At 51.1% G+C, this 13,965-nt stretch carries 23 protein-coding genes, 1 other RNA gene, 1 pseudogene and 1 riboswitch; of the genes and pseudogenes, 22 read left to right on the top strand and 3 right to left on the bottom strand.

From position 1 onward, the window contains the following. Positions 1 to 85: 85 nt before the first annotated feature. Positions 86 to 313: a type II toxin-antitoxin system RelB family antitoxin gene (relB, locus tag ACLGL1_RS09475; RefSeq protein WP_411008429.1), complete on the top strand. Its 228-nt coding sequence runs from the start codon at positions 86 to 88 to the stop codon at positions 311 to 313. Further along, entirely contained in the window at positions 303 to 572 is a 270-nt protein-coding gene (locus tag ACLGL1_RS09470) for a type II toxin-antitoxin system RelE family toxin (RefSeq protein ID WP_411008428.1), read from the top strand. The genes relB and ACLGL1_RS09470 overlap by 11 nt, the downstream gene beginning before the upstream one ends. Before the next feature lie 97 nt (positions 573 to 669). Here ACLGL1_RS09470 and ACLGL1_RS09465 read toward each other — a convergent pair. Further along, a pseudogene (locus ACLGL1_RS09465) lies at positions 670 to 921 on the bottom strand (transposase); the annotation flags it as partial. Between the two features lie 191 nt (positions 922 to 1,112). Here ACLGL1_RS09465 and ACLGL1_RS09460 point away from each other — a divergent pair. The 13 genes from ACLGL1_RS09460 to ACLGL1_RS09400 all read left to right on the top strand — a co-directional run bounded on the left by ACLGL1_RS09460 (position 1,113) and on the right by ACLGL1_RS09400 (position 7,278). Beyond that, positions 1,113 to 1,427 (top strand): hypothetical protein, encoded by a 315-nt coding sequence (locus tag ACLGL1_RS09460; protein ID WP_411008427.1) that lies wholly within the window; start codon positions 1,113 to 1,115, stop codon positions 1,425 to 1,427. Then, positions 1,414 to 1,701: a hypothetical protein gene (locus ACLGL1_RS09455; RefSeq protein ID WP_411008426.1), complete on the top strand. Its 288-nt coding sequence runs from the start codon at positions 1,414 to 1,416 to the stop codon at positions 1,699 to 1,701. Before ACLGL1_RS09460 ends, ACLGL1_RS09455 begins: the two co-directional genes overlap by 14 nt. A 6-nt stretch (positions 1,702 to 1,707) precedes the next feature. Next, the gene (locus tag ACLGL1_RS09450) at positions 1,708 to 2,022 is read left to right on the top strand and encodes a YjcQ family protein (protein ID WP_411008425.1); all 315 of its coding nucleotides are present in this window, start codon (positions 1,708 to 1,710) and stop codon (positions 2,020 to 2,022) included. Between the two features lie 531 nt (positions 2,023 to 2,553). After that, entirely contained in the window at positions 2,554 to 3,096 is a 543-nt protein-coding gene (locus ACLGL1_RS09445) for a hypothetical protein (RefSeq protein WP_411008424.1), read from the top strand. 129 nt (positions 3,097 to 3,225) lie between these two features. After that, on the top strand, positions 3,226 to 3,981 hold the full coding sequence (locus tag ACLGL1_RS09440) for a hypothetical protein (RefSeq protein ID WP_411008423.1): 756 nt from the start codon (positions 3,226 to 3,228) through the stop codon (positions 3,979 to 3,981). Positions 3,982 to 3,991: 10 nt separating this feature from the next. Further along, entirely contained in the window at positions 3,992 to 4,162 is a 171-nt protein-coding gene (locus tag ACLGL1_RS09435; RefSeq protein ID WP_411008422.1) for a hypothetical protein, read from the top strand. A 247-nt stretch (positions 4,163 to 4,409) separates the two neighbouring features. Then, on the top strand, positions 4,410 to 4,664 hold the full coding sequence (locus ACLGL1_RS09430) for a type II toxin-antitoxin system Phd/YefM family antitoxin (protein WP_411008421.1): 255 nt from the start codon (positions 4,410 to 4,412) through the stop codon (positions 4,662 to 4,664). Continuing rightward, complete coding sequence (locus ACLGL1_RS09425) at positions 4,657 to 4,920, top strand: Txe/YoeB family addiction module toxin (protein WP_411008420.1); 264 nt, start codon at positions 4,657 to 4,659, stop codon at positions 4,918 to 4,920. The genes ACLGL1_RS09430 and ACLGL1_RS09425 overlap by 8 nt, the downstream gene beginning before the upstream one ends. 295 nt (positions 4,921 to 5,215) lie before the next feature. Continuing rightward, on the top strand, positions 5,216 to 5,560 hold the full coding sequence (locus tag ACLGL1_RS09420) for a hypothetical protein (RefSeq protein ID WP_411008419.1): 345 nt from the start codon (positions 5,216 to 5,218) through the stop codon (positions 5,558 to 5,560). A 109-nt stretch (positions 5,561 to 5,669) separates the two neighbouring features. Further along, complete coding sequence (locus ACLGL1_RS09415) at positions 5,670 to 5,942, top strand: hypothetical protein (RefSeq protein ID WP_411008418.1); 273 nt, start codon at positions 5,670 to 5,672, stop codon at positions 5,940 to 5,942. Next, entirely contained in the window at positions 5,939 to 6,304 is a 366-nt protein-coding gene (locus ACLGL1_RS09410; protein WP_411008417.1) for an N-acetylmuramoyl-L-alanine amidase family protein, read from the top strand. Before ACLGL1_RS09415 ends, ACLGL1_RS09410 begins: the two co-directional genes overlap by 4 nt. 21 nt (positions 6,305 to 6,325) lie before the next feature. Then, complete coding sequence (locus ACLGL1_RS09405) at positions 6,326 to 6,619, top strand: hypothetical protein (RefSeq protein ID WP_411008416.1); 294 nt, start codon at positions 6,326 to 6,328, stop codon at positions 6,617 to 6,619. A gap of 440 nt (positions 6,620 to 7,059) precedes the next feature. Continuing rightward, positions 7,060 to 7,278 carry a hypothetical protein gene (locus tag ACLGL1_RS09400; RefSeq protein ID WP_411008415.1) on the top strand — a complete coding sequence of 73 codons (219 nt, stop codon included), beginning with the start codon at positions 7,060 to 7,062 and terminating at the stop codon, positions 7,276 to 7,278. A 135-nt stretch (positions 7,279 to 7,413) separates the two neighbouring features. Here the strand turns inward: ACLGL1_RS09400 and ssrA are convergent. Continuing rightward, positions 7,414 to 7,768, bottom strand: a transfer-messenger RNA (tmRNA) gene (gene ssrA / locus ACLGL1_RS09395). 486 nt (positions 7,769 to 8,254) lie between these two features. After that, a riboswitch (TPP riboswitch) is annotated at positions 8,255 to 8,350 on the top strand. Between the two features lie 51 nt (positions 8,351 to 8,401). Between ssrA and tenA the strand changes: the two genes are divergently transcribed. The 7 genes from tenA (at position 8,402) to ACLGL1_RS09360 (ending at position 13,626) form a co-directional block, all read left to right on the top strand. Continuing rightward, positions 8,402 to 9,088 carry a thiaminase II gene (tenA, locus tag ACLGL1_RS09390; protein WP_411008414.1) on the top strand — a complete coding sequence of 229 codons (687 nt, stop codon included), beginning with the start codon at positions 8,402 to 8,404 and terminating at the stop codon, positions 9,086 to 9,088. A 126-nt stretch (positions 9,089 to 9,214) separates the two neighbouring features. Continuing rightward, entirely contained in the window at positions 9,215 to 9,610 is a 396-nt protein-coding gene (locus ACLGL1_RS09385; protein WP_411008413.1) for a helix-turn-helix domain-containing protein, read from the top strand. Between the two features lie 144 nt (positions 9,611 to 9,754). Then, positions 9,755 to 10,519: a ZIP family metal transporter gene (locus ACLGL1_RS09380; protein ID WP_411008431.1), complete on the top strand. Its 765-nt coding sequence runs from the start codon at positions 9,755 to 9,757 to the stop codon at positions 10,517 to 10,519. 29 nt (positions 10,520 to 10,548) lie between these two features. After that, positions 10,549 to 11,853 (top strand): carboxylesterase family protein, encoded by a 1,305-nt coding sequence (locus tag ACLGL1_RS09375; RefSeq protein ID WP_411008412.1) that lies wholly within the window; start codon positions 10,549 to 10,551, stop codon positions 11,851 to 11,853. 36 nt (positions 11,854 to 11,889) lie between these two features. After that, positions 11,890 to 12,693 carry a DODA-type extradiol aromatic ring-opening family dioxygenase gene (locus ACLGL1_RS09370; RefSeq protein ID WP_411008411.1) on the top strand — a complete coding sequence of 268 codons (804 nt, stop codon included), beginning with the start codon at positions 11,890 to 11,892 and terminating at the stop codon, positions 12,691 to 12,693. Continuing rightward, positions 12,683 to 13,096 (top strand): DUF6508 domain-containing protein, encoded by a 414-nt coding sequence (locus tag ACLGL1_RS09365; RefSeq protein WP_411008410.1) that lies wholly within the window; start codon positions 12,683 to 12,685, stop codon positions 13,094 to 13,096. Before ACLGL1_RS09370 ends, ACLGL1_RS09365 begins: the two co-directional genes overlap by 11 nt. 50 nt (positions 13,097 to 13,146) lie before the next feature. Further along, a complete protein-coding gene (locus tag ACLGL1_RS09360) occupies positions 13,147 to 13,626 on the top strand; it encodes a pyridoxamine 5'-phosphate oxidase family protein (protein WP_411008409.1) in 480 nt (159 codons plus the stop codon). A gap of 164 nt (positions 13,627 to 13,790) precedes the next feature. On the opposite strand, the gene ACLGL1_RS09355 is transcribed toward ACLGL1_RS09360, so the two are convergent. Further along, positions 13,791 to 13,965, bottom strand: a 175-nt coding sequence (locus tag ACLGL1_RS09355; protein ID WP_411008430.1) for an IS3 family transposase, incomplete at its 5' end; no start/stop codon positions are given.

The following is a 13,965-nucleotide window of genomic DNA, read 5'->3' as shown; positions in this document are numbered from 1 at the left end:
CCTCTTTTTTAGCACCCCTCGTGGGTGCATTTTATTGCCAACTAAGCCTTTTTGATATACAATGTATGACAAGGAGGCGGTGACCATGAGCATGGTATCTTTGCGGTTAAATGAGTCGGAGGAAGAGCTTTTTAAAAGCTATGCAGCCCACACCGGACGGCCCTTATCGGAGCTTTTTAAAAGGGCTTTAGCTGAGCAGATAGAAGATGAGCTGGACTATAAAACCGGCATCCTGGCCTTGGCTGAGTACCAAAAGAGCCCGCAGGGGATTGGGATTGATGAGCTTATAGAGGAGCTGGAAAGTGGGCTATAGGTTAATCATTAGCGACCGGGTCCACAAGCAAATCAAGAAGATGGATAAGCATGTCGGTCTAATGCTAGCGAAAGATTTGAAAAAGCAGCTGGACGGCCTTGCGGACCCTCGGTCCAAGGGCAAAGCCCTGGCTGGTGAATACCAGGGCTTGTGGCGGTACAGGATTGGCCGCTACCGGGTTATATGTGATATTAGAGACGGATATCTTGTTATTTTGGCCTTGGCTATAGGGCACAGGAAAGATATTTATACAAAATAAGACACCTACCCGGTAGAGTGACCCCAAAAAGTTGGACCAGAGAGACAAGTACATCCTTTGTGCTTGTCTCTCTTTTTGTTTGCCTAAGGGTTAGTCCTTAGGCCGCCTGATCTTTACGATATTCAACAGGGCTTAGCCAACTTAACTTCTCTTTTATCCGTTCCTCGTTGTAGTAGCGGATATAGTCAATAATTGCTCTCTCCAATTCCTCGTAGCTTTGATAAATTTCCCCATAGTACATTTCTTGTTTCATTAAGCCAAAGAAATTCTCAATAGGTGCATTGTCGTAGCAGGTCTCTTTTCTGGACATACTTTGAAATATCTTGTGTTCTTTTAATAAGGCTTGGTACTCTTATCGGCTACCAGGCAGCCGGCGCCCCGGATGTCAAGGTTGCCGAGCAAGTCATCCGCTTACGTCGGCAAAGAGAGGCTTACCGGAGATTTTCCAGGGCGGCCAAGCTCCAGCCCAAGCTTGAGCGGACAGCAGTTGGCGGGTATAATAGGCGTATAAGCAGCAAGGCCGTATGGAGCCACAGGCGGGTGCAGGACATTTATTTAAAAGAACCCTTTATACAAAGACGGCTGGATTTTATAGATAAATGGACTGGGGAAAAAAGCTTTATCCCGTCCGGGGCGAAAATCGGTTACGCTAAAACCATTGCTCAAGGTGAAGAAATTCGTATTGTTCAGCGATTAGTTGATCAATATGGCGGAAAACCTGATGATTGGGCAAAAAAAGTAGGACGGATTGATTCTAAAAAATATTATCATGATGTCCATTGGTATGAGCATCAAGGCAAGCAATATGAGGCAAAAGTGAAGGACAGGAGAAGGTGGAAAAATGCAGAAAGTTGAGGTATATCAATGTGAATTAGATAAATCTATCCCACTAGAATACATCGGTACGGTTAAATATTCTGGTGTCAGTTTTGGTGTTGAAGGCTTAACGTCCGGAAAAGAGTATGTCATTGTCAAAAACAGAAGTGGGTTATTAGCGGTTGTCGATGACAGCGAGGAAGATTACCTTTATGATTTATCAAATCCACGACCAGCAGATGGTACGTCTCCCGGCGGAAAGTTCAAGGTTATCGATGATCCACTAGGTATTTTAGCGGGATTAGTTGAGTAAGGTATCATGAATAACTTCACAATCATCTACCGTATCCTAAAGACCCTTAACACTGCCTTAGACTGTCCAGAACCGGACATGACCCGGATTTCTGCTGAACAACTTGGAATTAGTCCCATAAAAAGGGATAATATCTTAAGACTGATGCAGGAAGAAGGCCTCATTAGGGGGCTGGGCATAACGGGCTATTTTGATGGCGTCCACTATGTGGACGACAGCCAGGTTCATATTACTTTTGCAGGCATGCAATACTTGCAGGAGAATAGCATGATGAAAAAGGCCGCTAACCTTGCCAAGGGTATAGTGGACACAATCTTATAGCCAACCACCTGGAAGGGTGGTTTTTTCATGCCGCCAATCATCAGCAAGGGGGTGAGGCGGATGGGACACAAGTCAATGGTTCTGAAGCTCTAGGAGGTGGTCCATTATCTCCCGTGCAGGGTAAAGCACAAAAGGGTTTAAAAAGCTAGAGACTGTGGTATACTATATATAAGACAGGGCCTTTGACGCCTGTCAAGCGAAATCAAGGTCATAGTATTTATGACACAAAAAACCACCGGGGCCATCCGGTGGTTTTTGTTTAGGCTGGCTGTCATTTGTTTTCTTCACTGTCCAGCCATTTGCAAATATAGTGACTAGCTACACTCGCCATGACAGCAAAGATTAGCGAAATCAAGTTTTCCAGCATTTACGACACCCCCTTCCGTTGCCGGAATGGGTAATGACAACAGAAATAGTATACCATACCGACCTGGACACGTCGTTAAAAGGTCTATTTTCTATGCCCAAAACGCTTATGGCAAAAAACTGTGACGGATATCGTCTTACAGGACGTTAACAAGGAGGTAACCAATGCCCGAAGATAAAACCACGCCTGTCGCAGAAGAACAGGCAGACCAGGCGGTCGAAACAAAAACCGAAGCCCCCGAAGACCAGGTGCAGCAGGACGAAGAGAAGCGCTTTACCCAAGCGGAAGTAGACGCCATCGTGCAAAAGCGCCTCCAGCGGGAAAGGAGCAAGGAGAAAGACCAGCACGCAGACCAGGCTGAAGACGCAGAAACCAAACAGACGTTAGCAAACTTACAGGAAGATATGCGGGCCATGCAGGTGGAAAACTACGCCTTAAAGAAGGGCGTCAGCGAAAATCACATCGGCTATGTGGTCAAGTTGGCCGGTACTGTAGAAGCGGATACAGCCGTCGACCAGGTGTTGAAAGACTTCCCCCACTTTACAGAAAAGCCGCCGGCAGATACCGGTATGGATGCTGTTCGGGCCAGTGTGAGCAAGAGTAAGCCTGAAAAGGCCAAGATGACCCGGGCGGAAATTGCAGCCATTAAGGATCCTGCAGCCCGCCGCAAGGCTATTGCAGAAAACATTGCCCTATATACTGATTAAAGGAGAGATATTATGGCAGCAGAAACAAATTTATAAAGCCGCAACGACTTTACAGCGGCGCAAGTATTAAACATTGACTTTGTTGAACAATTCGGCTTAAAGCTGAATAGCTTAGCAGAACTCCTAGGCTTGGAACGCAAAATGCCCATGGCCGCCGGGTCCGTTATTAAAACCTACAAGAGCACCGTTACCTTAGCCGGTGGCGAGGTCGCTCCGGGCGAGATCATCCCCCTCTCTAAGGTCGAGAAGAAGCCGGACAAAAGCTATGAATTGGCTTGGGACAAGCGCCGGAAAGCGGTTCCTGCGGAACTCATTCAGGACGTGGGCTTTGACGCAGCCGTCCAGCAAACAGACGCCAAGTTTGTCCGTGAGATCCAGAAGGGCTTGCGGGACAAGCTCCTGGGCCAACTGAAAACCGGGACTGGTGCTGTGACGGCAGCCGGCCTCCAGGCCACCATGGCTCAAGCCTGGGGCGGGGTAACCAAGGCCTTTGAAGAGGATGATGTTACCGTCATTGGCTTTGTATCCACCGATGATATCGCCGACTACCTAGGCACTGCCCAGGTGAGCACCCAGAGTGCCTTTGGCATGTCCTACCTGGAAAACTTCCTCAATTTTAAAGTCGTCTTCGCCCATCCGTCCATTCCCAAAGGGACCCTTTACGCCACAGCAGCCCAGAACCTAGTCCTGGCCTATGCCGCCATGAGCGGGCCCTTAGCTTCTACCTTTGACCTGACTACCGATGAAACAGGCCTCATCGGCATCACCCATGATGTGAACAAGCAGCGTCTGACCTGTGAAACAGTGGCCATGTATGGCATTGTCCTCTTTGCGGAAAACTTGAATGGGGTTGTCAAAGGGACTATTAAGGCTGCAGGCGTATAAGGAGGGGCCTATGCTTATCTATATAACAAAGGACTTCAACGATTTTGAAAGAGGCGTACCGGTAGAAGCCGGTGCGCTTTTAGATTATGCAGACGAGAAGCGGGCCCTGGAAATCATCCAGGCCGGCTTCGCCCATGAAATCACCGTAGGGTCTCAGCTAGTTGCCACCTTATTAATGTAGAGTGGTATGGCCACCACGACCCCTCCGGCTATTCCAGACACCCCGGCCGACCCTAAAGACTTACCAAGGTCCACAGGCCCTCAGCCGGATGCAGAAACGCTTAAAAATTTAATGAGCGGCATGACTCCGCCTGATACTCCATAGATAAGGAGGTCATGAAGGAAGAAAAACCGGCTGAATAAGATCATCATGCCTGTTGACGTACAGGATATTGTACAATATAATAAGGTGTAAAGGAGGTAGACAGATGCTTGCATTAAACTATTCGCAATTTCGAGGGAACATGAAGGAACACCTAGATCAGGTCACAGATGATTACGAAACCCTCGTCATTACAAGAAAAGAAAACAAGAACGTCGTCGTTATCTCTGAAGAAGCCTATAACAATATGTTGGAAAATATCCACGTCATGGGTAACAAAGAAAACTATGACTGGCTCATGGAGTCCAAGGCCCAGTTGGACGCCGGGCAGGTTTCCTTGCAGGACCTTGATAATGCATAAAAGGTTTACGGAAAATACCTGGAAAGACTACACTTACTGGCAAACAGAAGACCGGAAGACCTTGAAGCGTATCAATGCCCTTCTGGCCGATATTGAAAGAAACGGTCACGAGGGTATCGGCAAGCCAGAACCCTTAAGGGGGACCCTCAGCGGCTTCTGGAGTCGACGTATCAATGAAAAAGACAGGTTAATTTACCGGATATCCGATGACAACATCGATATCCTGGCCTGTAGGTACCACTATAGCGATAAATAGCTTTGCCCAGCTTGCAAGTGTAACCGGTAAATGCTATACTAAAGGCAAGGAAATGTGATGCATTGTTTCACCAAAAAACCCCACCAATGCCAGTTGGTGGGGTTTTGACCTTAATGGGACTTCCATTGGCTGATGACTAGCAGCATGATCACCAGCGTATTAAGGTCGAGCTGCAAGGAAATGTACAGAGGCATTGTTATCACCTCCCCTCCGCCGATAAGCGGCTGGGGACGGAAGTCCTTACAAAATAGTATACCATACCGCCTACCCGGGCGGTATTTTTTATGGAAAGAAGGTGCGTAGTATCGCCCACATCATACAGCAAATACTGGATTGGTCTATCATCACAGCCCTGACGTCGCTTTTTTCAGCCATAGGCGTTGGGGGACTTTTATGGCGGCAGCTGACGCATAATCGACGGCAAGACAAGGCCCTCTTAGCTCTCTTGCATTTTAGGCTTTACGCTAATGCAGAAGACGCCATTAAGCGTGGCTACACGACGGTCGCCGACGTGGAGGACCTGCAGAATTTATTTACAGCATACAAGTCGCTTGGCGGTAACGGGATGGGGAAAAAATTATTTTCCGACGCCATGGAGTTGCCGACATGCAGCAAAGGAGTAGATAAAAATGACTATTGATTTAACGGACGTACTTGTCGCACTCATTAACTTGGCCATCCCGCTGGTTTTAGCGGTCTTACTTAAGCCGGTAGCGGACAAGGAAAAGCAGCAAGCCTGACTGGAGAAGGTGCAAATTATTGCCCAAGCGGCAGAACAGCTATATAAGACAGGAGGCATCCAGAGCCGGAAGAAGTACGTGCTCAATCAGCTGGAACGCCAGGGCATTCGGATTGACGGCCTTAGCCTAGATGCGGCCATTGAAGCGGCTGTCCACAAAATTAACACCGAACAAAAGCCGGCAGTGATTAAGCGGGAGAAAGAGCGGCCAGCCGTCACGATTAAAAAAGGCGTTATTCCTGACCGTCAGGTGGATGGACGAACTGGGGAGGTCTTAAAATGAGTTACACCTTAAAGCAGAATTTTGTCCGGCCGGAGATGTGCGGTATCAAGTGCCCCTACCCGATGACCCCGGTGGGCATCATCGTCCATAATACCGCCGGAGCCCGGTCTGCCATGACTGAGGTGGATGACATGATTAATAACGGGGCCTACACCAGCTATCATGTGGCCATCGACGAAAACGACGTGGTCGAGGCCATCCCCTTTAACCGGAACGCCTGGCACGCTGGTGACGGTGGCGGTGGCTTTGGTAACCGCAACTTGCTGGGTTTTGAGATTTGCCGGTCCATGGCGGAGGACAATCCCTTATTTCCGGCAGCTGAAGAAAATGCGGCGGAATACATCGCTTACGTCTGCATCTAGTTTGGCTGGACGAGTGAGGAATTGCACCAGCATAATTGGTACGCCAGCACGGCCTGCCCCCACCGGACCAAATCCCACTGGGAGGAATTTAAGCAGAAGGTGGATGCCAAGATTGCAGAAATCCGGGGCGGTGTCGATGAGCAGCCGGAGGAGGTTGGCCAGACAGTGACGGTCAGCCTGCATGGGTACGAGTGTGAAATTCGTGGACGCAACGAAAATGGCACGACCTTAATAGCCATTCGGGACCTGCTCAGGCAGATGGGGTATAGCGCAGAGTGGAAAGACGGAAAAATTTTAGTGGAATATCGGAAATAATTAGAGCCCGGCCGGTTGGTCGGACTTATTTTTATTGGGCATAAGTATACCTTATTTATCGCCCGAATATGGAACGAAAAAGCGAACCATAGGGGTATAGGTCTATAAAAAATAATAAAAAAATTGAAAGTAGCGAAAGCAAAGAAGAAGCTATTGAAAAAATAAAAGGGGCTGTGTCAGAATGAGTAAAATCATTCGATACAGCCCCTGGATTGCAGACAAACTTAGCCCTAATTGATTTATAAAATTCTCCTTAGCTATATATTATAATCTTACATAGATATATCCATAAACAAAGTCCCTCCTCATTTTTTTGAGCTGGGACTTTGTTTGTTAGAGGGGCTATTTTGCAACAGCCCCAAACACAGAAAACACAGGCGGGCTTGCCACCGCCTTGTGTTTATTAAGTATATCAAACATGGCAAGAGAAAGGCAAGCGGATGAGTAAAAGAAAAGCAGTTTATAATCCTGAAGCTGATAAAAAGTGGGCACAAAAAAACAGGGAACATAGGAATTACCTATCCAGCAGAACTGCCGCCAGGTCCTTCATCCGCAAGCGGGCAACAGCAGAAGACCTAGCGGAGCTAAAAGACCTTATAGCCTTGCGTGAAAGCGTCTATCCACAGGAGCTGAACAGGGACAATAAACCGATTGAATAAAAATAAGCCTCCCTCATTAGCATGAGTGGAGGCTTGTTTTTGACGTAGATATACGGTTTTGTGCGGATAGCATAAAACAAAAAAACCGCTCAACAGAGCGATTTTGAGCCAGTACGGTTTAGTACGGCAAGGTTATAATGGAGGTGAGGGGAGTCGAACCCCTGTCCGAAAGATCAATCCCAGAACCGTCTACGTGTGTAGATGATATATTTAAGATTTAACCGCGCAGCCACCTGTCATCAGGTTGCTTTTGCGGCGAGTCGGATAAAATTCCCCAGCGGCTATCCGGCAGTGACCGTCAGGTAGTCTGATATTTGGCTCTCCGGTCCCGCACCTCAGACACAGCAGGCAGAGAGTTCACGGGTGTTAAGCCGCGAAGGCTAAATTATTGTTTTTAGCAGTTATTGTTTTGACCCGTTTTACGAGGCCGGGTCAAACTCGACACGCAGGCAATGGTCTTGGAATCCCCCGTCGAAGCCATTACACCCCCGAAGGATAGGCTATTATTATACCATATAGGGGCCTTTTCTTCAATGGTTGGCCATGGAAAAACAGGCTAACTTTTATTTTTGAAGGTGGTTCTGAAACATTCTATGTTTGGTTCATTCGGTAAAAATGCTTGTCTGGCGATCTTCGTAATAAAATAATCCTTTGGAACTTGGCCTGGGTTTTGAAGACTAAGGCCAAGTTGGCCATTGGGTTATAGCAGCCGTTTATAAAAACGTTATAGTAAAACATAATAGGGTTTTTCCTTTAATGGCAGGTATAAAAGCCATCGATCAATGGTTCATTGGCGATTTCGCCTGCGGTCGATCTTTCTTTTGCGACCAGGGAAGCATTATATGCTGTCATGTGGTGTTTATACAAATGCAGGATGATAGGATACGGAGGAATTAGGCTGGCTTTCTCCTGCAAATGCGGAGGAAAGGGCCTTTATCTTTTACCCTTGTATTTCCTTTTATGCCTGGTATACTTAAGTTAACACAAGGGGAGCGTTATGCTGAGATGGCTTTTGCCGAACTCATGACCTGATCCGGGTAATGCCGGCGGAGGGACGTGTTGCTGTAAAAAGGGATAGATAAGCGGACAAAATCTCCTTGTGAAATGACAAGGAGGTTTTTTTATGCAGTTTACAGATCGGATTTGGCCGAAGGTGAAGCCTTTATGGGAGAGCTACCTAGCCCATCCTTTTGTGAAGGGGATGGGGGATGGGTCCCTACCTATAGAGAAGTTTAAGCACTGGTTGACCCAGGACTATGTCTACCTGGTGGAGTATGCCCGGCTCTTTGCCATTGGCACAGAAAAGGCGACGTCCTTGGAAATGATGCAGGCTTATGCTAAAGGGCTAGACGGGGTGCTCTTTGTCGAGATGAACTTGCACCGGGACTACTGTGCAAGCTTTGGCCTGTCCGAGGCGGACCTTTTAGCGACACAGCCGTCGGCGGTGAACCTGGCCTACACCAGCTATATGCTGAGCCAGGCCCAGGCCGGTGGGGTGGAAAATGTATCGGCGGCACTCTTGGCCTGCTCCTGGAGCTATAGCTATATCGGCCGGGCCCTGGCGGCAATCCCGGGGGCCCTGGAGGGGGACAAGTATGGCAGCTGGATCCAGATGTATGCCGGGGATGATTTTACCCAGTTGAACGATGATGCCATGGCCCTGATGAACCGGATTGCTGAGGGCAAGGCTGACTATGAGCTGGATCAGTTAGAGGATATTGTTTTAAAAACCGGTTACTTTGAGTACCTGTTCTGGGATATGTGCTGGAACCAATCTACCTGGCCGGCAGGGATCCCCGGGTTGAACTAGGTCCGACCAGGGAGAGGCGACTTTTATACCCAGTATTTACCTTTTATTGACCACACATAGATAGATGACTGTAGCGGTAGAGGGTATGATAGACTTATCTATTCGCGTGGCATAGAGGAGTGGGCTATGAAGAAAAGAACAATCGGTGAAGGCCTGGGGGACCGGCGCCAGGCCAGGGGCCTGACCCTGGCGGAACTAGCCGGAAAGACCGGGATTACTGAAGAGACCCTGGCGAGCTGGGAGGCCGGCCGGGCTTATCCGGATGCAGAGGGCTTGCAGAAAATAGCAGAGGCCTTGGACCTGGGCCCCGGTGACCTGCTGGCAGATGGCCGGGAGGTAGCGAATCAAGGCCCATCTATGGGTGAGACCATCACCTTGGCCTGTCAGGCGCTTGGGATGTCGGCGGGGGTTGCTGTAGCTGTTTTAGGCTTCCTCCAGCTCTTAGATGTGAACCAGGGCTTTATCCTACTGGGCCTGGGCCTGGCAGCCACCGGGGTTGGCATTTTACGGTCCCGGCGCTAGGCCTTGCAGGCCTGGGCGAAATGAAGAAAAGGGGCAGGACCTGTTGAGGGCCTGCCCCTTTTCTATGCCCGGGTCTGGATAAGCAGGGGCCATGATGGGTATATATTTAACTAAATGATAGGTAAAGGGAGTGGATCGTTGGCAATGTCGAGTGGACTGATTATTGCTTTAGGTTGTATTTTGCCGGGTTTGGCGACGGGTCTTGGGGCCCTGCCGATATTTTTCACCCGGAGCGTCTCCCAGCGGACCCTGGACACCTTATTGGGCGGGGCGGCCGGGGTCATGCTGGCAGCGACCTGTTTTTCCCTCATTATGCCGAGTATTGAATATGGCGGTGGCGATGTAAAGGCGGTGATGGTGACTTCAGCCGGTATTTTGGGCGGGGCCATCCTTTTGGATATGATTGATAAGCTGGCCCCTCATGAGCACTTACTGGATAAACGGATTGAGGGCCGGGATGCCAAGAGCCTGAAGAAAATCTGGCTCTTTGTCATTGCCATCACCATCCATAACTTTCCGGAAGGGCTGGCGACTGGGGTTGGCTTTGGGACAGATAACTTGGCTAATGGGATGGCTATGGCCCTGGGTATTGGCTTACAGAATATGCCCGAGGGGATGGCAGTGGCCCTGGCCCTGGTCCGGGAGAAGTATACGCCCGCCTATGCCTTCCTGATTGCTTTGGCGACGGGCCTGGTTGAACCGGTGGGGGCCTTTATGGGCTTTGGCCTGGTTCAGGTCTTCCAGCCCCTGGTGGGCTTTATCCTAGCCCTGGCCGGTGGGGCCATGCTCTTTGTCATTAGCGACGAGATCATTCCGGAAACCCATGCCAATGGCTACGAACGCCAGGCAACCTATGGGATTGTAGTGGGCTTCATTATCATGATGATTTTAGATATTTTACTGGGTTAAGCGGCCGGACAGGGCCAAAGGAGCAGGTCATGGAAAAAGACAGGATAGATCTTACAGAGGGACAGCGCCGGGGGGCAGTGGTTCAGTTTCAGGGCATTCGCTATGCCCGGGCGGACCGGTTTGCGCCGCCTAGGCGCTTGACCTTGGCCGAGGGCCTGGCCGACCGACAAGTCCCGGCGCCCTATGCCCTGCAAAATAAGGCGGCCCTGGAGCAGCTGATTTTTGGCGTGGACTATGGCCAAGTGGACCAGGCTGAAGACTGCCTCTACCTGACGGTGACGGTTCCCCTGGCCCAGGGCGACCTGCCGGAGAAGATGCCGGTCATGGTCTGGTTCCATGGGGGTGGCTTTAGCAATGGCGGCATTGCCAACCGGGCCTATGACCCCAGCCTTTTGGCTGAAGAGGGGCAGGTGATTGTGGTCGCTGCAAACTACCGGCTTGGGGCCTTTGGCTTTCTCTTTGATGAAGAAGGCGGTCCCGGTCATCCGGGATTTTTAGACCAGCTGGCAGCCCTGGTCTGGGTCAACCGGTATATTGACCGCTTTGGCGGCGACCCTGAGGCGGTTTGTATTTTCGGGCAATCGGCCGGGGGGACCTCGGTCCACCGGCTCCTGGCTGCGGCCGGGACCTCGGGCTTATTCCAGCGGGCCATTATCCAGAGTGCCCCCTTTGGGACCCTAGACCAGCGGGAAAGAATGGAAGGGCAGCTGGCGGCTGCCCTCAGACCCTTTGCCTTTAGACCCAGGGGGGAGGACCTCCGGGAGGCCCAGGGTCAAGCCCAGCGGTCTGTTAAGGAATGGCGGCATGCCAAGTACATGCACTTCGCTCCCCGGCCGGGGGTCAATCCCCTGCCGGCAGGCGGGGACCTGGATAAGGCCTACGCTGAGGCGGCCAAAAGGGTGGACCTCCTGATTGGGGCCAATAGCCGGGAACCTTCGATTTACCTGGCCAAGTACTCCTGGTTTCCCAAGCTCGTTCAGGCCCCGGTCTTGGGGCCGGCCTTGGAAGTCGTCCTGCGCTATATGTCCCGGGCCATCTTTCAAAAGGGGACCCGGGCCTTTGCCCGGCAATACGCCGCAGCCGGCGGCCGGGTCTACCACTATACCTGCAGCTGGGGGGAAGATAGCTCTGTTTTCGGCGGTTGCCATTGTGCGGAAATGCCCCTGGTCTTTGGGGCGGCCGCCTACCGGGGAAGCCCCCTCCTGATGAATAAGCCCGCCCGGGAAATAGACCAGGTGGGCCGGCGGATTCGCCGTCTTTGGACAGACTTTGCCAAAAGCGGCCGGGTGCCAAACCTGACCATTCCCCGCTGTATACGGGTCAAGCGGGTGTAAGCAGCAAAGAGGATTGTAGAGAGGAGCGGAATAGCTATGCGCATGCCTGTACTTTTTATTGGCCATGGCAGTCCGATGATTGCTTTAGAAGACTCCCCCCTGACCGACAAGCTCAAGCAGGTGGGGCAAAAAATACAAGACATTGATGGGCCTATTCGGGGGATTTTGTCCATATCAGCCCATTGGTATAAAAATGCCAACTATGTGCAAAGTGCGGCCCAGCCGGAGCAGATTTATGATATGTATGGCTTTCCGGAGGCCCTGTACGAGGTGGAATACCCGGCCAAGGGGGACCTGGCCATTACCGAGGCGGTCCAAGCTGCCTTGGGCGATGAGGTGACCCTTAATGACCGCTGGGGGATTGACCACGGTAGCTGGGCGGTCCTGGTCCATATGTTCCCGGCGGCGGATATCCCGGTGGTTCAGTTGAGTGTGAATAGCCAGCTCAGCCCCCGGGCAGCCTATGACTTAGGCCGTAAACTGGCCCCCTTACGGGACCAGGGCCTGCTCATCATGGGCAGTGGGAATATCGTCCATAACCTGCATCAGGTGCGCGGGGATATAGATGGGGGCACCCCCCAGACTGAGCGCTTTGCCGGCTTTATCACTGAAGCGGTGGAAGCGGGGGATATCGAGGCCCTACTCAACTATGAAAGCCACCCGGACGCGGCCTATGCCGTCCCGACGCCGGACCACTTCCGGCCCTTTATCATGGCCCTGGGGGCGGCAGATGGGGACCCGGCCCGGGCCTTTAACCGTGAGAACCGGATGGGCGCCCTGGCCATGGATTCCTATCTCTTTACCGGGTCAGCTGACCAGGTAGGCCGGTATGACCTATAAGCCTATTACCGACTACCGGGACCGGCTCTTCCAGGGCCCAGCCGGCCACTGGGTCATCGATGACCACAACGAGGGCACAGAGGCAGCCCCGACGGAAATGGCTCATGTGGTCTACAGTGATGAGGTCAAGGCCTTTGTCCAGGCGGTGGGCCGGTTCCAGAAGAAGAACCCCCTCTTGGGCCTGCGTGACTTTAGCGATATTTTAAAGGCCTACGGTCTCCAGTGGGGCCTGGCCGATATGCAGGCGGCACCCCTGGACCGGATGGATGCCCGAGGGGTCATGGCCTTGATTGTGGCCGCCGTTGAAGCGGAAAAATTCCATGATGGGGCCCTGCTGACTTTTTTTGAAAAAGGTTACATGCGGCAGTGGCTAGACCGGCTCAAGAACCTGGACCGGGCTTAGCCGGCAGAAGGCCTTTGCCGGGAATGAGCCAGCCAGTTAGGAGGCTGAATATGCGAAAAAAAGACCGGGAAGTCAAAGACCCCTTGGCACTAATGGCAATTATGGCGGCCTGTGACCGGATGGTACTAGCCTTTAATGGTGACCCGGCCCCCTATTTATTGCCGGTGAACCCCGGTGTTGAACGGGTAGGTGACCGGTTTTTCTTATACTTTCATGGCGCCGTAGAAGGGAGAAAGTACCGGTATCTGGCAGATGGGGTCCCGGTGAGCTTTGAGATGGATACTGACCATGACCTATTTGCTGACCCAAACCGGGGCTACTGTACCATGTACTATGAATCGGTTATTGGCCAGGGGCTGGTCTATGAGCTGACAGCCGCTGAGGACAAGGACCGGGCTCTCCAGCTTATTGTTGACCATTATCACCTTGATGATGGCTTTAGCTATAGCCGGGCCGCCATCCCCAGGACCCGGGTCTTTAAAATTGAGGTGACGGCCATCACCGGGAAGGTCAAACGGAAGAAAAACTAGCGGGAACCTTTCTGGTGACCGGAACCGGATTATTTCCCCTGTCCTTGCTTACCTTTGAAGATAAGAAGCGGTCCCCAACTAGAGTGACCCCAAAAAGTTGGACCAGAGAGACAAGTACATCCTTTGTGCTTGTCTCTCTTTTTATTTGCCTAAAGGGTTAGCCCTTAGGCCGCTTGATTTTTACGATATGCAAGAGGACTTAGCCAGTTTAACTTCTCTTTAATCCGTTCCTCGTTGTAGTAGTCAATATAGTCAATAATTGCTCTCTCTAATTCTTCGTAGCTTTGATAAACTTTTCCGTAATACATTTCTTGTTTCATTAAACCAAAGAAATTCTCA

The organism is Peptococcus simiae, from assembly GCF_046569735.1.
In the GTDB taxonomy this organism is placed as follows: domain Bacteria; phylum Bacillota; class Peptococcia; order Peptococcales; family Peptococcaceae; genus Peptococcus; species Peptococcus simiae_A.
The sequence above is the reverse complement of the archived record's forward strand: the minus strand, read 5'-3'. Positions and strand labels throughout refer to the sequence as shown.